The sequence below is a fragment of the Pseudomonas sp. H3_D04 genome (assembly GCF_054669175.1).
Map to the genome: position 1 here is coordinate 1,466,909 of NZ_CP162801.1, position 16,398 is coordinate 1,483,306.

The following is a 16,398-nucleotide window of genomic DNA, read 5'->3' on the forward strand; positions in this document are numbered from 1 at the left end:
GGAACTAGCTGATTTTTCTTGTTATGTAACGTTCTGGTTGATGTTGACATTCATGGACAATTATTAACGTTGAGTTTTAATGCAGGTCTGAATGCGTTTTACTGACTCGTTGGCGATAAAATCGTCAGTTCGTCAGCAGTTTTGCTTTTGTGGATGAGGGGGGTAATGGATTTTTGGACTACCGTAACGGTATTGATTTTAGGCGTGGTGGAAGGGCTGACAGAGTTTTTACCCATATCAAGTACAGGGCACCAAATCATTGTCGCGGACCTGCTCGGCTTCGGCGGTGAGCGTGCCATGGCTTTCAATATCATCATTCAACTTGGGGCCATCCTGGCCGTGGTCTGGGAGTTTCGGCGAAAGATCCTCGAGATCGTCACAGGCTTGCCAACCCAACGTAATGCGCAACGGTTTACCTTGAACTTATTGATCAGCTTTATGCCTGCCGTTGTATTAGGTGTATTGTTCGCCGATAAGATTCACGAATATCTGTTCAATCCAATCACCGTGGCGGTGGCATTGGTAGTGGGCGGTATCGTTATGTTGTGGGCTGAGCGGCGGGAACATAGGGTGTATGTCGACCATGTTGACGACATGCGTTGGACCGACGCGTTAAAGGTCGGGTTCGCTCAATGCCTGGCGATGATACCGGGCACCTCACGCTCAGGATCGACCATTATCGGTGGGTTGCTATTTGGACTGTCGCGCAAGGCAGCCACCGAGTTCTCGTTCTTTCTGGCCATGCCAACCATGGTCGGTGCCGCCGTCTACTCAGGCTACAAATATCGGGATCTGTTCCAGGCTGGCGACCTGCCAGTCTTCACCTTAGGCTTCGTCACCGCGTTCTTTTTCGCCATGATCGCCGTGCGCGGCTTGCTCAAGTTTATCGCCAGCCACAGCTACGCCGCGTTCGCCTGTTACCGAATTGCATTCGGTCTGGTGATCCTGGCCACATGGGCATTCGGTTGGGTTAATTGGACTGAAGCAGCAGCGCTCTGACACGTGAACCAGGCTGCGGACCCACCAGCCTGGTATTTAAAAGATAAAACGGATTAACGCCCTTCAAGCAACTCAGCTGCCTGATCCAGCAACGCCAAAGGCTCTTTAGCCTTGTGGATATCCACCGACAACAACTGCCGAAACTTGCGTGCCCCCGGGAACCCGGTGCCCAGCCCCAGCACGTGCCGGGTGATATGGTGCATCGAACCGCCCGCATCAATATGCGCCGCTATATAAGGCCGCAACTTCGCCAGCGCCTCCGCCCGGCTAATCACCGGCGCCGTACTGCCGAACAATTGCTGATCCACCTCAGCCATCACATAAGGATTGTGATACGCCTCACGGCCCAACATCACACCGTCAAACGTTTGCAAATGCGCGTGACAGGCTTCCAGCGTCTTGATCCCGCCGTTAAGAACAATCTCCAACTCCGGAAAGTCCGCCTTCAACCGCGCCGCCACGTCATAACGCAGGGGCGGAATGTCACGGTTCTCTTTCGGCGATAAGCCCTCCAGAATCGCAATCCGCGCATGTACCGTAAAACTCGTGCACCCTGCATCCCGAACCGTGCCAACAAAATCAACCAATTCCTCGTAACTGTCCCGCCCATTAATCCCGATCCGATGTTTCACCGTCACCGGAATCGACACCGCATCGCGCATCGCCTTCACACAATCCGCCACCAGCTGCGGATGCCCCATCAGGCACGCGCCGATCATATTGTTCTGCACCCGATCACTCGGGCAGCCGACATTGAGATTCACCTCGTCGTAACCGTGGTCCTGAGCCATACGGGCGCAGGCGGCCAAGTCGAGAGGGACGCTGCCGCCGAGTTGCAGGGCCAACGGGTGTTCGGCTTCGTTGTGACGGAGGAAGCGGTCGTGATCGCCGTTGAGGAGCGCGCCGGTGGTGACCATTTCGGTGTAGAGGAGGGCGTTTTTCGATAGTAAACGTAGGAAAAAACGGCAGTGGCGGTCAGTCCAATCCATCATCGGCGCCACGGAGAAACGGCGGGAGAGCGGGGCGGGTGTGGCGGTGATTGGGGGCATTGGGGGTCTGGAATCGATGGGGCTGGGAGGTGGGAGAGTTTATCAGGAATGGGCTTTTGAGGTGGAGACGAGTCTTACTGGGGTGGCGTTGCAGCAGAACAGAGCGCCTTTTTTGCCTCAAGAAACCGCCTTGGCTGAACCAATCCTGTCGCCCAGCCAAGTTTCATAATGTCTGACGAATTGGCGTCCTAGGATGAGGCGTAGTCGAACTGCCAAGCTTCCAGCCCCCCAGGAACCTGAAAAATGATCTCAAATCTCTTCAAAGTCATGATGATCACGAGTGCCTTGCTGTTAAGCGCCTGCTCAGGCGTCAGCACCAGCACCTGTTTTTCAGATGGCTGCCAATCGTTCGACGGCCATGGCGCCAACAAGTTGAACCTTGGCGGAAGCGCTATCGGTAGCAATTTCAGCGAGTACAGCTCAGGGTTGCTCCGCGACGACTAAGGCGTAATGCCCCCGACGGAAGATGTTTCCGTCGGGGCGCGTTGTTACCTGATGTACCGCGAGTGCTGAATGAGGGACTGTTTCTCAGCTGGACGCGGCTTCGCCAGCGCTTGCGTGGAACGATGTGTGGCGGTTATTTGGGGGCGGGCGTTGCTATCCACTCGCTCAGGACTTTCTGATAGTTACCGGTCACCTTGGCCAGGTGCAGCCATTGGTCGACGTATAACTTCCAGGTCATGTCATCGCGGGGCAGCAAGTAAGCCTTCTCGCCGTACTGCATGAACTGGCTCGGGTTAACCGCGCACAACCCGGGTTTAAGTTTCTGCTGATACAACGCTTCCGACGCATCGGTAATCATCACGTCAGCCCTCCTATCCAGCAGCTCCTGGAAGATCGTCACGTTGTCGTGAAGGCTCAATTGCGCCTTGGGCAGAAACGCGTGGACAAACGCTTCGTTGGTGCCACCGGCCGGTTCAACCAAGCGAACCGAAGGCTGGTTGATTTGTTCGACGGTCTGGTACAGGGCCTGATCTTCGCAGCGCACTAACGGGATTTTGCCGTCGACATCCAGTGTGGTACTGAAGAAGGCTTTTTTCTGGCGTTCCAGGGTGACCGAGATGCCGCCGACGCCGATGTCGCACTTGCCGGCCAGCATGTCGGGCATCAGCGTTTTCCACGTGGTCTGCACCCACTCAACCTTGACGCCGAGGCTGTCGGCCAATGTGCGGGCCATGGCGATGTCGATCCCCGAGTACTCGCCGTTCTCGGCTTTGGAGGTATAGGGTTTGTAGTCGCCCGTCGTACACACGCGCAGTTGGTTTTGCTGGATGATGCTGTCCAGATGCGAAGGGCCGTCCTGTGCCTGAGCGCCGAAGGATAGAGCGAGCAGGCCACCGAGCATCATTGTGCATTTTATGGTTTTCATTTTTGGCGGGCTTTTATCCGGGTGGGTTAGAAAAAGTGGAGTGTAGTGAAACAGTTTCCCGGCTGCTATCCACGACGAAAAAGGGCGCTCATTGTGGGAGCGCCCATTGTTGTGTTTGCAAAATGCGGTCTGGCCTCGATGTCATCCTGGCCGTTCGGACTCAGTGACAGCAGCAACTGGAGCCGCCGCACCCCGACTTTTTCTCGACGCTTTGGGGGCGTTCACCCTTCAACACGCTTGCTGGATACCCTGCCTCATTCAGTGCCGATAACAGGACATCGCTGTCGATGTCCCCGGTCACTTTGACCCGGCCAGACGCCAGGTCGACAGTCACTTCACCAACCCCGGCCAATGGCAGCAACGCCGCGTTGACGTGTTTGACGCAACTGCCGCAGCTCATGCCTTCGACTTGCAATTCTGTACCGTTCATTGCGTAAACCTCTTTCGCCATGAGTGGCGGTGGTGTGATGACAGGGTTCGATGGTTGACCTTGCCACGATGGCAAGGTCAAGTGCTTCTTTCAGGCGGTTACTGCGCCATCGGCATCTTCATCATGCTCGACTGCTGTTCCATCATTTTCATCATCATGTCCATCATCTGTTCTGAGTGGTTCTTGTCGCCGGACATGCCTTTGCCCATACCCATACCCATGCCCATGCCCATGCCTTGGCAATGGTTGTGCATCATGCCCATGCTGTCCTTCATCGTGGCCATGCCTTCTTGCATGGCGGCCTGGCGTTCGGCCGGGGTTTTGGCGGCGATCATTTTTTCGTGGGCCGCCTGCATTTTTTCCATCTGTTCGCTCATGGCCTTGTTTTGCGTGGTGGTGGCGGCGGTGGCGGTGGCCGGTGTGGTTGGCGGTGTGTCGGGTTGATGCTCCTCGACGGCCATAGCAACCAATGGGCTACTGATGAGCAGTGCGGCGACGAGTGCTTTGAAGTGCGTATGCATGGCAATCTCCAGTGAGTCAGGGACGTACAGGAACTATTGAGCCGCGCTAAAGAGGCGAAGCCAAAGGAGGGGCGGCCGGAACTCCGGACGCTCGGAGAATGGTTTTAATCGTTGAAGCGAACGAAGCGCAGGCGCGCTGGCGGCCGGGGTGGCGCCGGTCGGTGTAAGGTGAGAAACGCGAACGGAGTCTGGGAGCGGACACTCAGAATCAGCGCAGGCAGCAGAAACAGGACGGCCCAAAGGGCGTGTTCGAAGGTGGGCAAGGTCTGTGCGGGGGGCAGTGCTGTGGCGCTGTGTTCGCAGTATTGCAGGCAGCTGCTGGCATGCTGCTCATGACTATTGTCATGGCCAGCGCTGCTGGTGATTTCATGGGCGGCGTTCAGATCATGGGGCGGCAGGCTAAGACAACCCTGGCTCGCCGCTACCGCAAAGGCTAACAGCCACAGTGCGAGCACTTGGCGGATCAGCAGCGGTAGATGGGTGCGGAGCCCGTGCATGTCTGGTATCCGATCTGAGGGTTATTTTGAGCGTAGCCCTGTGTAGGGGGCTGTCGTTGATCTATATCAAGTGGCGCCCTTTACGTTACTCCGCGGCCATTTCCATCTCTGGACTCAACGTCCCCAGCCAGGCCACCAGCCCAACAATCAGAACGGCCGCAGCCAACTCCAACACCACACTGCGCCGCAGTGCATTCGCCGCTACCCAATACTGCCCGTTGCGCAACGACCTCTGCAAAAACGGTCCAAGGTGAAACCGGTTCAACGCGGCGAGCACCAGCATCCCTGCAAACAAGGTGACTTTGATAAACAGCAAAATCCCGTAGGTGCTTAGAAATAAGTCATCAAGCTCCAGCCCAACGATGAAGAGGTAGTTCACAACACCCGTGACGGTGATGACGACCACAATCAACGCGCCCACCAGTTCAAACTTTGTCACTGCGCGGGCCAGCAGCCGGATGCGCTCTTCGGTTTGCAGAACATTGGCTTTCGCCATCAACGCAAGCGCCACTAGCGCTCCCAGCCACACTCCTGCGGCCAGCAAGTGCAGGATGTCGGTGGTGAAATGCCAGACACGGCGGATGCCTTCATCCATCGCGCCATGTCCGTTCCAGGCGAGAGAGGCGAGGGCGATACCGCCAGCAATCGTCGCAACCAGCAAGCCAACGCCAGGGGCACGATGATTGAGCATCACCGCCAATCCACCAACAACCAGTGCGACGATACGCACGACCCAGGCCAGGCCCATGTCCGTTTCCAACACCATCATCTCGAGGTGTGGACGTAACTCGGCAAAGTCCGTTTCACCGCTCATGGCGCCCGCCATCACTACCATGCTCGCAATAGACAACAGCAACCCAAGCGCCGCCGTTCCCGCCAGCATCAACCGAAACGGCAACACCGCGCCCGACACGCGTTCCCGCCCTTTAAGGCTGTACAACCCAAACAGCGGCAAGCCCAACAGCAGCATCAAATCCACATACAAGCCAAACCGCAGGGCAATGCCGATCGAGTCGCTCATTCATCATTTCACTTTGAACGTAACATTGCCGGTAATCGGGTGAGTGTCCGAAGACACCGCGCGCCATTCGACTTTGTAGGTGCCGATGGGCAGTGGCGAAAGCGGGGTGATAACCATGGTTTTCGGGTCGCCGCCGCCGGAGACTTTGGCTTTCATCGGCATGGGGGCGTGGGCCATGCCGGGCATTTCGGTCATGACCAGTTTCGCGCCGGAAAACTGGGTCATGAGATTTTCGGAAAAGTGCAGTTCGATTTTGGCGGGTGCTGCGCCTACTGCACCTTCAGCGGGGGTGGAGGACAGTAATTTCGGATGGGCTTGAGCGAATGTGCTCAGCAGCAGTCCCAGGGCAACAACGGTGGTTTTGATCATGCGCATGCGAGGCCTCTTACCGTTTTCAACGGTTGGTTTTTGGTTTTTTGAGTTGAAGCGTTTAAAACCACAGCCGAACGCCGAGGACCAGGCGCGCTTCGCTGCGATCCTCACCTTCATCATTGGCGTAATCGGCGGTTTTGCCGTAAGTGCGGTTCCAGGTCACGCCAATATAGGGCGCGAACTCCCGGCGGATTTCGTAGCGCAGCCGCAGGCCGGCCTCGGTGTTGGATAAGCCGGAGCCGATACCCCGCTGTGGATCGTTTTTGCCATAGAAGTTGAGTTCGGCGGTCGGCTGCAGAATCAGCCGATTGGTCAACAGGATGTCGTAGTCGCCTTCCAGTCGTGCAGCGGTTTGGCCGCCCTCACCGATGAAGGCCGTGGCTTCGGTTTCAAAGTTGTAAAGCGCCATGCCTTGCACACCGAAGGCGGCCCAGGTTTGTGGGGCACCGGGTTTGAAATCCTGGCGCACGCCACTCACCACGTCCCACCATGGGGAGATCGCATGGCCCCACAGGGCCTGGATTTCGGCGTCTTCGGTCTTGCCGTTGGTGCGTTCGCCTTCGGAGCGCAGCCACAGACGGTCGATGTCGCCGCCGATCCAGCCTGACAGATCCCAGGCCAGGACGCTGCCGTTGTCCGCGTCCTGCCATTCGAGTTTGTCGGCAAGGAAATAATAGTTGAGTGCGGTGTCATGCACGCCGTGGCCGGTCGGGCTGGCATACACGGCGGCGCGGTCGGCGTCGGTCAGCGTCGGGATCGGCGTGCGGCTTTCAGTCGGCGCGGCGGGCTGCATCTGGCCGTCATCCATGCTTTGCATCTGGCTGTGGTCCATGCCGGTCATCTGGCTATGGTCCATGCCCTGCATGTCGTCAGTGGCGGCCATTGCCGAAGAGAGCGTCAGGCCCGCGGTCACGAGTGCTAAAGATATTGGAGTCAATCGGGTCATGGGATGCGCCTCATTCTTCCACGCGAACTTCACGGAACATGCCCATTTCCATGTGGTACAGGAGATGGCAGTGATAGGCCCAGCGGCCGAGCGCATCGGCGGTGACCCGATAGCTGCGCCGGGAGCCGGGCGGCATGTCGATGGTGTGTTTGCGCACCATGAACTCGCCATTCTCGTCTTCGAGGTCGCTCCACATGCCGTGCAGGTGAATGGGGTGGGTCATCATCGTGTCGTTGACCAGCACAATCCGGACGCGCTCGCCGTACTTGAGGCGCAGCGGCTCGGCGTCAGCGAATTTCACGCCGTTGAACGACCAGGCGAATTTCTCCATGTGGCCGGTGAGGTGCAGCTCAATGGTGCGGCCGGGTTCGCGGCCGTCCGGGTCTTCGAAGGTGCTGCGCAGGTCGGAATAGGTCAGGACTCGGCGTCCGTTGTTGCGCAGGCCCAGTCCGGGATCGTCGAGCTTGGGCGAGGTGGACATGGCTTGCATGTCCACCAGCGGGTTGTCCTTTTCCGTCTCTGGATGAGACTGCATGCCGGCCATGCTGCTGTGATCCATGCCTGCCATATCGCCCATGCTGCTGTGGTCCATGCCGCCCATGCCCATGTCATCCATGGTCACTAACGGTCGAGGGTCCAGGGCCGGGATCGGCGCCAACAAACCTGGCTTCGTTGCCAGCGTACCCCGTGCAAAACCCGTGCGATCCATCGATTGCGCGAACAGCGTGTAAGCCGCTTCGGTCGGCTCGACAATCACGTCAAACGTCTCTGCCACTGCGATGCGAAACTCGTCGACGCTCACCGGTTTGATGTGCAAACCGTCGGCTGCGACTACCGTCATTTTCAGCCCGGGGATGCGCACGTCGAAGTAGCTCATGGCGGAGCCATTGATAAACCGCAGCCGCAGCTTTTCGCCGGGGCGGAATACACCGGTCCAGTTCATGTCCGGCGCCTGGCCGTTCATCAGGTAGGTGTAAGTGGCGCCGCTGACGTCGGCGATGTCCGTGGGGTTCATTTTCATCTCGGCCCACATCGTTCGATCCGCGACGGTGGCTCCCCAACCTTTTTCGCTGACGTCATGGATGAAATCACCCACGGTGCGCTTGTTATAGTTGTAGTAATCCGACTGCTTTTTCAGCGTCTTCATCAGGCCGACGGCGGTTTCGTCGGTCCAGTCGGTCAGCATCACCACGTAATCGCGGTCGTACTGGAATGGCTCTGGCTCCTTGGCATCGATGACCAGCGGGCCGTAAACGCCGGACTGTTCCTGAAAGCCCGAATGGCTGTGATACCAGTAGGTGCCGTTCTGCCGGACTGTGAATTGATAGACGTACAGGCCGCCCGGTTCGATGCCGTGAAAACTCAGGCCCGGTACGCCGTCCATGTTGGCCGGCAGCAAGATGCCATGCCAGTGAATGGACGTGTCGACCTTGAGCTTGTTCCTCACCCGCAACGTCACCGTGTCGCCTTCGCGCCAGCGCAGCAGCGGGCCGGGAATGCCGCCGTTGATGGCCATGGCGGTGCGCGGGTTGCCGGTGATGTTGACCGGGGTTTCGCCGATCGACAGATCGAAGTCGGTGCCCGTCAACACCTGAGGTTCGCCAGGGCTGGTGATTGCCCAGACCGGCGTGCGCCATAAGCCGAGGCCACCCAGCAGTCCGCCTGCGGCCAGCCCTTTCACGAAGGTGCGTCTTGTAGTGTTGGAATGCATGCCGTTGTGTTCCCCGTCCGTCAGCTTGGAGCTAGCTTGACGATGAGGCTAACGAGCGGTGCCTTTCAGAAGGCTGAGGCTGAGATTACAGTTTTGACAGTTTCACCGATGTAGGCGCGGTGAAGCAGGAGGCAGGCGCCACTGGACGGGCGCCTGTTCTTAAAGGTGTTTTTTTGGCGCGGATGTATCAGCCACCGTGCCGTTGCCACAATTGATATACGAAGAAGACTTCAACCAACGCTGATCCGGATAGTAGGAAAACAACAGTTGGCCTCCCTTCATCGAATCAATCAGCCGACGAGCAACCGCGGGTCTGACCGCCGGGCAGCCGAGGCTTCTGCCAATACGTCCATTCGCACGGGCCAGGACCGGACTCACATAAGGCGCGCCATGAATCACGATGGCCCGGTCAAACGCGTTGTCATTGAAACCCGGCTCCAGGCCTTCCATGCGTAGCGAGTAACCGTTCTGTCCGACATAGCTCTGCTGGGTGCGATACAACCCGAGGCTGGTGGCGAAGCTTTCATTCTGGTTGGAGAAGTTGACGGCCATGTTTTCGCCGCTATTGCGTCCATGGGCGACCAGTTCATGAAACAGCAACTTGCGCTTCTTTAAATCGAACACCCATAGACGTTGCTCGGTCGAAGGCAGCGAATAATCAATAACCGCAAGTCTTTGGACAGGCGCTTTGCCTTGAGCGATGCTGCATTGCGAGGCGCGAACGGCGAGGTTGATGACGTTGGCGTTAGCTTTCGGGGCCGCTTTGATGAGGGCGGCCGCGAGCGAATCGGCGTAGGCTGACGGTACGGACATTGCAGTCAGTAGCAGGGCCGAGAATAGATAGCCAAAACGTAGTGGCGCCATACAGATGTCTCATCATGTTAAGTTCGAGTCTAGCAGTGCGTTGCCAGCCGGGCGTTGAATGCGGGGGATTAAGGATTATTCATGGTGCTTTTAACAAGGTTATTCGTCATAAGCCGCGTATTTTTTATGGGCTTTCTGATAAGCGGCACAGCACTTGGGCAAACGTCGTCGATTGAGCCGCTAAATGCGCCTACCTCCATTATCGAGGCTGGAGCGGATGATAACGTCGGTCAAGCGATTCAGGCCACGCTTGAACCGCTGAAAACCGCTTTTCCGCCGCTGCTGACCGCACCACGCAATCGTCGAGTGGATGTCAGCCGTCTGGTCATGGATTTTTATACCCATCGTGCCTATCGCGCGGCGTGGACCAATGACAGCGATGTCGCGCAATTGATCGCCAGTCTGAACGCGACTGAGGCCGACGGCTTGACCCCGGCGGACTTTCATATCGATGAATTGGTCCGGTCACAAACCACGATGCATACGACACCGGTGACGCCCGAGCAGCGGGCGGCTTTCGATTTGGCGACCACGCATACGTTTATCACCGCGCTGCTGCAGTTGCGGCGGGGCAAGGTCGACCCTTCGCGGCTCGACATTCACTGGAATTTTGATTCGAATGGCGTCGATCCACGTGACGACTTCAATGCTTTCTTCGCCGCACTCGACAATCACGACGTGGCCAAGGCTTTTGCCCAGGCACCGCCGCAAGAAGCGGTGTACGTCGGTTTGCGTCAGGCCCTGGCGCAATTGCGCGGCATTCGGGACCGGGGCGGCTGGCCGAAAGTGATTGTCGACCATTCGCTCAAACCCGGCATGGACGAACCGGCGGTCGCGCAATTGCGCGCGAGGATGGTCGCGGCCGGTTTTCTCGATCCGCGATTGATCCACGGCACCCAGTACGACGGCGCCGTCACCGCCGCGGTGAAAAAGTATCAGAACGAGCAATACCTGAGTGCGGACGGCATGGCAGGGGCGACAACACTGGCAGCGCTGAACGTGCCCGTTGATGCGCGCATCGACCAGGTCCGCGTGAACATGGAGCGCGCACGTTGGCTGCTCTACAAACTCCAGGGCACATTCGTCATCGTTGATATCGCCGGCTACAAGGTGGCGATGTACCGCGATGGCGTGCCGATCTGGCGATCCCGGGTGCAGGTCGGTAAAGCGGCGCGCAATACGCCAGTCTTCCAGGCGCAGATTACCTACATCACGTTTAACCCGACCTGGACAGTGCCGCCGACGATCCTCAAGGAGGATGTGTTGCCGAAGATCCAGAGCAACCCCGGCTACCTCGCCGCCAATCGCATTCGAGTGCTTGATCGCGAAGGCAATGTGCTCGATCCATCGAGTGTGGACTGGACCAATCCACGCGGCCTCACGTTGCGCCAGGACGCCGGGCCTGACAGTTCGCTGGGCCGGGTGGTGATCCGCTTTCCCAACGACTATGCGATTTACCTCCACGACACACCGCACCGCGAGTTGTTTGCCAAAACCATCCGCGCGACCAGCTCGGGCTGCATTCGGGTAGAGAATCCGCTGCAGCTTGTGGAATTGTTGTTCAACGACCCGGTCCGGTGGAACAGCGAAGGTATTCAAAAGCAGTTGGCCAGCGGCAAGACCGAGAACATTCGGCTTCCGGTGAAAGTGCCGGTGTTGCTGGCGTACTGGACCGTGGATTTGGGCAGCGACGGGCGAGTGGCGTTCAAGCCTGATGTGTATGGCTACGATGCGCCGGTGTTGCGGGCGCTGAATCGGCCGTCGCCGATGCCAGTGCTGGATTTGCATTCGGCGGTGGGATCGGTGGTGGCGGCGGGACCGGCGCGGCAGTAGGGGATTGGACTTGATAGTAAGTCCGTCCCCTTTCCGGTGTGGGTGATCTGTCTTCGTTGTTCGTCTGGGTGTTAAAGCTGCAGACCTTCCTGCACCACCGAAAGTAAATTGTTCTCCGTCAACGCAACCGCATCCAGTTGCTGTCCGGCCTGCTCAATCACCTGCAACCACCAATGTGTCTCGCCATCCGCGTCCACTGTGCGCAACAGCGCGAGTTCTTTGCCCGTCGAGTGAATCTCGACACGCCCAGCGCCATCTTCAGTGAAGCGCGCAACAGGGTCGAAGGTGATGCCGTGCTCATTGCCTTCGATCAGAAGCTGGTCGATCGCGTAATCGAAAGTCGCACCCTCTGAATCGCACTCGAAGACATGTGTCGGATTGCGTCGCAGAATCAGGCCTACCTCAGTCAGCGGCTTCAGCCACGCCTCGATCTGCTCATATAACTCGTAGACTTGGCCGGGCCAACTGTCGATCATCTGATCTGCGCTGGTAGACCGGGTCTGTTTCAACTTCGCCGCGAGTTCGTCTGCCTTACTCATTTCGATTCCCTGTCGTGATGTAAGAGTAATCGTAGCTCCTTCACTGCTATCCGCGCTTTGCCCTGCGTCATGTCAGCGACACAAGCGTGACAAATCATTTCTATTCACACTCAATTGCCCAAGACCGCCAACTCCTCCCGCAAAAACTCCACCAAATCCCGCTGCAACCCGGTCAACGCGCCCCCGCGGCTGATCAACGCCAGCTCCGTCGGTGGCAACTCCGGCAAATCGGTGCACACGCTGTGCTCCGGCAACACCGCCGAAGCCGGCAGCACGGACACCCCCAGCCCCGAAGCGACTGCCGCCTGGATACCGGTCAAGCTATGGCTGCCAAACGCCACGCGCCAGGGGCGCTGTGCCACGTCCAGCAAGCGGATTGCCCGCTGCCGATAAATGCACCCTTGCGGAAACAACGCCAATGGCAACACGCCGTTGGCCGAGTCCACCCCCGCGCCTTTGACCCACACCAGCACTTCCGGCCACGCCGCCCAGCACGGTCCGCTGTCCGGTTCGCGTTTGACCAAGGCGATGTCGATCTCACCCGATGCGAGTTTCTGCTTCAGATCCGTGCTCATGCCGCTGACGGTTTCCAGCCGGGCGTGCGGGCGGGCGCGATTGAAACCGGCAAGGATCAGCGCCATACGCCTCGCATCAAAGTCCTCCGGTACGCCGATGCGCAGGATCTCCAGATCCAGGTCGCTGGCCAAGGCTTCAACGGCTTCAGAGGACAGGGCCAACAAGCGTCGGGCATAGTGAATCAGCAGTTCGCCATGCTCGGTGACGGTGACGTTCTGGCCAGTTCGGTCACGCAGGAGCAGGGAATGACCGACCAAAACTTCCAGCTTGCGAACCTGTTGGCTCACCGTGGATTGGGTTCGGTGCACGCGTTCGGCAGCGCGGGTGAAGCTGCCTTCATCGACCACGCAGACGAAGGTCTTGAGCAATTCAAGATCAAGCATGGCGATCTCCTTGATATTTGATTTTCTACTGACTAATCGACATTAATTTAATTTCACACTATCACTAGCGGCTCGTAATCTGAAGATCCCCCTTCAGAGGATACAAACATGACACTCGAAAATACCCCGCGTCCCGAATGGCTAACCTTCGATTGTTACGGCACGTTGATCCAGTGGGATGAAGGCCTCAAGGCCGTGGTCGCCGACATCCTGCACGACAAGGGCGACCACAGCGTTGAAGCCGATCGCCTCATCGAGGTCTACGACCGGCATGAACATCGGCTGGAGCAGACTCCACCGCATCGCTCGTTTCGCCAACTGAGTACGCTCGGGTTGCAGCTCGCCCTGGAGGAGTTGGGGCTGACGAGTCGGCCCGAAGACAGTCAGCGGTTGGCCGGCGCGATTCCGCGGATGCCGCCGTTCCCTGAGGTGATCGAGACCCTCGCGAAACTCAAGGCAATGGGTTTCAAACTGTGCATCGTCTCCAATACCGACGACGACATCATCGCCGGCAACGTCGCGCAACTCGGGGGGCATATCGATCGAGTCATCACTGCGCAACAGGCCGGGGCGTACAAGCCGAATCCGCGCCTGTTTGACTACGCTCATGAGCAGCTCGGTGTCAGTCGAGATCAAGTAGTGCACATCTGCGCCAGCCCGACACTGGATCACACCGCCGCCCGAGACATGCACTTTCGTTGTGTATGGGTTGACCGTGGCACCGGTCGGCAATTGCTGCCGGATTACCGACCCGATGAGATATTGAGCACGCTGGATCAGGTCGTGCCTTTATTCACATCCCTCGGCTGGTAACAAAACACGGAGACCTCGTCATGGCACACACCCTTGCAGGCGGTTCGCGTTCCGCGCGTTATGCCGATCTCAACCTCGATTCACATGCCGTCATCACCGCCCGCACCGAGTTGGCTGCGTGTTTTCAACTGGCCGCGCTGCATGGCCTGGAGGAGGGCATCTGTAACCATTTTTCGGCGATGGTGCCGGGCCGGGATGATCTGTTTTTTGTGAATCCCTACGGGTACGCATTCGCCGAGGTGACGGCGCAGAATCTGCTGGTGTGCGACTTCCACGGCAATGTCGTGGACGGCGAAGGACAGCCCGAGGCGACCGCGTTTTACATCCATGCCCGACTGCACAAACAGCTGCCGAGGGTGAAAGTGGCGTTCCACACTCACATGCCTCACGCCACGGCGTTGTGTTTGCTGCAAGGTCCGCCGTTGTTGTGGTTGGGCCAGACGGCGCTGAAATTTTACGGCCGCACGGCGGTGGACGAAAACTACAACGGCCTGGCCCTCGATGAATCCGAAGGCGACCGGATCGCCGGTGTCATGGGCAACGCCGACATCTTGTTCCTCAAGAACCACGGGGTGATTGTCGCGGGGCCGACCATCGCCGAAGCCTGGGATGATTTGTACTACCTGGAGCGTGCCGCGCAAGTGCAACTGATAGCCATGGCGACCCAGCGCGAACTCAAACCGGTACCCCACGACATTGCCCGGCGGGCCTACGAGCAAATGCGCCTGGGCGATGCCGAAAGTGCTCGGGTGCATTTGCACAGTGCGATGCGGCGGCTGGCCAAAGGACAATTGCCCCGCACTAGCGGGTAGACTAAGCTCACAAAAATTAAGGGCTTTGGGCCTTTGCCCATGCCTTGCCCTTACAGGACGAGCTTTTGCCTATCCTCACTCAAGACCCGCAGCAAACTCCTGGCGGCGCTTTGAAACGGTTATCTCTGCTCAAGGCAGCGGTGCTGTTTATCGCGACGGTGTGCCTGTGTCTCTGTGGTCTGCTTTATCTGCAACTGGAGCAATCGCGGCGCCACGCGCTGGACGTGGCGCAAGTCGCGTCTTCGAACCTGGCTCGCGCCATGGCACAGCAGGCCGAAGACACCTTCATGAAAGCCGACCTGGTGTTGACCAGTCTGGTGGACTGGATTCAGGTCGATGGCTACGGCGCGGCACAAAAGCCACGCTTGCAGAAAACTTTTGCCCGGCGGGCGCAGGCGCTCGACCAATTGCACGGGATATTTCTGTTCGACAAGCAAGGGCAGTGGGTCGTGACGTCGTTCGATGATTTGACCCGCGGTCCGGGCGTGTCGGATCGAGAGTACTTCACGTTCCACCAGCAGAACGCATCCACCCTCGCGCACATAGGGCCGGCGGTTCGCAGTCGGGAAAATGGAGAGTGGATCATTCCGCTCTCCAAACGGGTGAACGACAAGAACGGCAACTTCCAGGGCGTGGTGTTGGCCGGAATCAAAATGGCCTATTTCGATCAGTTCTTCAAAAGCTTCAGCATCGATGACAACGGCTCGATGTTTTTGGCGCTGACCGACGGCACGTTGCTGGCGCGAAGGCCGTTTGTGGAATCACAGATCGGCACATCCCTGGCCAAGGGCGAAATCTTTCATAAACTCTTGCCCAACGCGCCCGCCGGCAACGCGATGATCAGCTCGGTGATCGATGGCGTTGTACGTTTGTATGGCTACCGTCAACTCGACGCCTATCCGCTGGTGGTCTCGGCGGCATCGTCCAGGGATTCGATTCTCAAGGATTGGTACGACACCGCATTTCAATCCTGCGTCATCGTTGCCTTGGTGGTGCTGGGTGTCGGTCTGTTCGGTTGGGTGTTCGTTCGCCAGGTGCGCGTCGGCGTACGGGTCGAGGCCGATTTGCGCAAGGCCAAGGAAGCACTGAAGCTGATCGCGACTCATGACAGCCTGACGGGCCTGGCCAATCGCCGACTGTTCGAGCAGGCGCTGGACATCGAGTTTGGCCGAGGCGCCCGGCAGTCGAGTTCGCTGAGCCTGATCATGCTCGATATCGATTACTTCAAACGCTACAACGATGCTTACGGCCACGTCGCAGGGGACCACTGCCTGGCGGAAGTGGCGCGTGCGGTCAAGGGTTGCTGCCACCGCAAAGCAGACCTGGCGGTGCGTTATGGCGGCGAGGAGTTTGCGGTGCTGCTGCCTGACACCGACATTCACGGTGCGTTGGTGATTGCCGAACAGATCCGCCGCAGCGTCATGGACAAGAACATCACCCACAACGGTTCACCCACGGGATATGTGACGGTCAGTCTTGGCTGTTACGCGTTCGTGCCGACCGGGCGTGACAGCATCGAACTGTTCATCGAACGAGCGGATGCGGCGCTTTATCAGGCCAAGCATTCGGGTCGAAACCGTTCGGCCGTGTTGTCGCTTGAGGGCGGTGTGGAGGCGTTGATGCGCTCAGACCGTTGAGACACTTTGCGCCGTTGTTTCAGCCC

At 58.3% G+C, this 16,398-nt stretch carries 18 protein-coding genes; 6 read left to right on the forward strand and 12 right to left on the reverse strand.

The genetic code is table 11. From position 1 onward, the window contains the following. Positions 1-165: 165 nt before the first annotated feature. Positions 166-999: an undecaprenyl-diphosphate phosphatase gene (locus tag AB4N91_RS06945; RefSeq protein ID WP_077748253.1), complete on the forward strand. Its 834-nt coding sequence runs from the start codon at positions 166-168 to the stop codon at positions 997-999. Between the two features lie 53 nt (positions 1,000-1,052). Here AB4N91_RS06945 and dusA read toward each other — a convergent pair whose 3' ends face one another. After that, on the reverse strand, positions 1,053-2,048 hold the full coding sequence (dusA, locus tag AB4N91_RS06950; protein WP_154912803.1) for a tRNA dihydrouridine(20/20a) synthase DusA: 996 nt from the start codon (positions 2,046-2,048) through the stop codon (positions 1,053-1,055). 243 nt (positions 2,049-2,291) lie between these two features. Between dusA and AB4N91_RS06955 the strand changes: the two genes are divergently transcribed. Then, positions 2,292-2,492 (forward strand): hypothetical protein, encoded by a 201-nt coding sequence (locus AB4N91_RS06955; RefSeq protein ID WP_077750262.1) that lies wholly within the window; start codon positions 2,292-2,294, stop codon positions 2,490-2,492. Positions 2,493-2,625: 133 nt separating this feature from the next. On the opposite strand, the gene AB4N91_RS06960 is transcribed toward AB4N91_RS06955, so the two are convergent. The 9 genes from AB4N91_RS06960 to AB4N91_RS07000 form a co-directional block, all read right to left on the reverse strand. Next, complete coding sequence (locus AB4N91_RS06960; protein ID WP_427700794.1) at positions 2,626-3,417, reverse strand: transporter substrate-binding domain-containing protein; 792 nt, start codon at positions 3,415-3,417, stop codon at positions 2,626-2,628. 160 nt (positions 3,418-3,577) lie between these two features. Continuing rightward, complete coding sequence (locus AB4N91_RS06965) at positions 3,578-3,847, reverse strand: heavy-metal-associated domain-containing protein (protein ID WP_010456118.1); 270 nt, start codon at positions 3,845-3,847, stop codon at positions 3,578-3,580. Between the two features lie 98 nt (positions 3,848-3,945). Continuing rightward, positions 3,946-4,368, reverse strand: coding sequence for a hypothetical protein (locus AB4N91_RS06970; protein WP_083376259.1), 423 nt, complete (start codon positions 4,366-4,368; stop codon positions 3,946-3,948). Between the two features lie 104 nt (positions 4,369-4,472). Then, positions 4,473-4,865: a hypothetical protein gene (locus AB4N91_RS06975; protein WP_083376260.1), complete on the reverse strand. Its 393-nt coding sequence runs from the start codon at positions 4,863-4,865 to the stop codon at positions 4,473-4,475. An 85-nt stretch (positions 4,866-4,950) separates the two neighbouring features. After that, positions 4,951-5,886, reverse strand: a complete 936-nt coding sequence (gene copD / locus AB4N91_RS06980; protein WP_460112208.1) for a copper homeostasis membrane protein CopD — start codon at positions 5,884-5,886, stop codon at positions 4,951-4,953. 3 nt (positions 5,887-5,889) lie between these two features. After that, positions 5,890-6,261: a copper homeostasis periplasmic binding protein CopC gene (gene copC / locus AB4N91_RS06985; RefSeq protein WP_010456110.1), complete on the reverse strand. Its 372-nt coding sequence runs from the start codon at positions 6,259-6,261 to the stop codon at positions 5,890-5,892. A gap of 55 nt (positions 6,262-6,316) precedes the next feature. Beyond that, positions 6,317-7,204 carry a copper resistance protein B gene (locus AB4N91_RS06990; RefSeq protein ID WP_042932716.1) on the reverse strand — a complete coding sequence of 296 codons (888 nt, stop codon included), beginning with the start codon at positions 7,202-7,204 and terminating at the stop codon, positions 6,317-6,319. 10 nt (positions 7,205-7,214) lie between these two features. After that, positions 7,215-8,915 (reverse strand): copper resistance system multicopper oxidase, encoded by a 1,701-nt coding sequence (locus tag AB4N91_RS06995; RefSeq protein ID WP_169856850.1) that lies wholly within the window; start codon positions 8,913-8,915, stop codon positions 7,215-7,217. 159 nt (positions 8,916-9,074) lie between these two features. After that, on the reverse strand, positions 9,075-9,779 hold the full coding sequence (locus tag AB4N91_RS07000) for a murein L,D-transpeptidase catalytic domain family protein (RefSeq protein ID WP_154912799.1): 705 nt from the start codon (positions 9,777-9,779) through the stop codon (positions 9,075-9,077). 81 nt (positions 9,780-9,860) lie between these two features. On the opposite strand from AB4N91_RS07000, the gene AB4N91_RS07005 reads away from it, so the two are divergent. After that, positions 9,861-11,612: a L,D-transpeptidase family protein gene (locus AB4N91_RS07005; protein ID WP_169856852.1), complete on the forward strand. Its 1,752-nt coding sequence runs from the start codon at positions 9,861-9,863 to the stop codon at positions 11,610-11,612. A gap of 71 nt (positions 11,613-11,683) precedes the next feature. Here the strand turns inward: AB4N91_RS07005 and AB4N91_RS07010 are convergent, their stop codons facing one another. Both AB4N91_RS07010 and AB4N91_RS07015 read right to left on the reverse strand, forming a co-directional pair. Continuing rightward, positions 11,684-12,151, reverse strand: coding sequence for a hypothetical protein (locus AB4N91_RS07010; protein ID WP_077750256.1), 468 nt, complete (start codon positions 12,149-12,151; stop codon positions 11,684-11,686). Between the two features lie 110 nt (positions 12,152-12,261). Beyond that, positions 12,262-13,110 (reverse strand): LysR substrate-binding domain-containing protein, encoded by an 849-nt coding sequence (locus AB4N91_RS07015; RefSeq protein ID WP_460112209.1) that lies wholly within the window; start codon positions 13,108-13,110, stop codon positions 12,262-12,264. 108 nt (positions 13,111-13,218) lie between these two features. On the opposite strand from AB4N91_RS07015, the gene AB4N91_RS07020 reads away from it, so the two are divergent. From AB4N91_RS07020 to AB4N91_RS07030, 3 genes are all read left to right on the forward strand, one after another. After that, the gene (locus AB4N91_RS07020) at positions 13,219-13,923 is read left to right on the forward strand and encodes a haloacid dehalogenase type II (protein ID WP_154912797.1); all 705 of its coding nucleotides are present in this window, start codon (positions 13,219-13,221) and stop codon (positions 13,921-13,923) included. Positions 13,924-13,943: 20 nt separating this feature from the next. After that, positions 13,944-14,735: an aldolase gene (locus tag AB4N91_RS07025; protein WP_154912796.1), complete on the forward strand. Its 792-nt coding sequence runs from the start codon at positions 13,944-13,946 to the stop codon at positions 14,733-14,735. 65 nt (positions 14,736-14,800) lie between these two features. Beyond that, positions 14,801-16,372 carry a sensor domain-containing diguanylate cyclase gene (locus AB4N91_RS07030; RefSeq protein ID WP_154912795.1) on the forward strand — a complete coding sequence of 524 codons (1,572 nt, stop codon included), beginning with the start codon at positions 14,801-14,803 and terminating at the stop codon, positions 16,370-16,372. The last annotated feature ends 26 nt before the right edge of the window (positions 16,373-16,398 follow it).

Coding starts and splice junctions, on each gene's coding strand:
- AB4N91_RS07015 (WP_460112209.1), bottom strand. CDS start 13,110: ATGCTTGATCTTGAATTGCTCAAGACCTTCGTCTGCGTGGTCGATGAA.
- AB4N91_RS07010 (WP_077750256.1), bottom strand. CDS start 12,151: ATGAGTAAGGCAGACGAACTCGCGGCGAAGTTGAAACAGACCCGGTCT.
- AB4N91_RS06965 (WP_010456118.1), bottom strand. CDS start 3,847: ATGAACGGTACAGAATTGCAAGTCGAAGGCATGAGCTGCGGCAGTTGC.
- AB4N91_RS06960 (WP_427700794.1), bottom strand. CDS start 3,417: ATGAAAACCATAAAATGCACAATGATGCTCGGTGGCCTGCTCGCTCTA.
- AB4N91_RS06970 (WP_083376259.1), bottom strand. CDS start 4,368: ATGCATACGCACTTCAAAGCACTCGTCGCCGCACTGCTCATCAGTAGC.
- copC (WP_010456110.1), bottom strand. CDS start 6,261: ATGCGCATGATCAAAACCACCGTTGTTGCCCTGGGACTGCTGCTGAGC.
- AB4N91_RS07000 (WP_154912799.1), bottom strand. CDS start 9,779: ATGGCGCCACTACGTTTTGGCTATCTATTCTCGGCCCTGCTACTGACT.
- AB4N91_RS07020 (WP_154912797.1), top strand. CDS start 13,219: ATGACACTCGAAAATACCCCGCGTCCCGAATGGCTAACCTTCGATTGT.
- AB4N91_RS06955 (WP_077750262.1), top strand. CDS start 2,292: ATGATCTCAAATCTCTTCAAAGTCATGATGATCACGAGTGCCTTGCTG.
- dusA (WP_154912803.1), bottom strand. CDS start 2,048: ATGCCCCCAATCACCGCCACACCCGCCCCGCTCTCCCGCCGTTTCTCC.
- copD (WP_460112208.1), bottom strand. CDS start 5,886: ATGAGCGACTCGATCGGCATTGCCCTGCGGTTTGGCTTGTATGTGGAT.
- AB4N91_RS07025 (WP_154912796.1), top strand. CDS start 13,944: ATGGCACACACCCTTGCAGGCGGTTCGCGTTCCGCGCGTTATGCCGAT.
- AB4N91_RS06945 (WP_077748253.1), top strand. CDS start 166: ATGGATTTTTGGACTACCGTAACGGTATTGATTTTAGGCGTGGTGGAA.
- AB4N91_RS06975 (WP_083376260.1), bottom strand. CDS start 4,865: ATGCACGGGCTCCGCACCCATCTACCGCTGCTGATCCGCCAAGTGCTC.
- AB4N91_RS06995 (WP_169856850.1), bottom strand. CDS start 8,915: ATGCATTCCAACACTACAAGACGCACCTTCGTGAAAGGGCTGGCCGCA.
- AB4N91_RS07005 (WP_169856852.1), top strand. CDS start 9,861: ATGGTGCTTTTAACAAGGTTATTCGTCATAAGCCGCGTATTTTTTATG.
- AB4N91_RS06990 (WP_042932716.1), bottom strand. CDS start 7,204: ATGACCCGATTGACTCCAATATCTTTAGCACTCGTGACCGCGGGCCTG.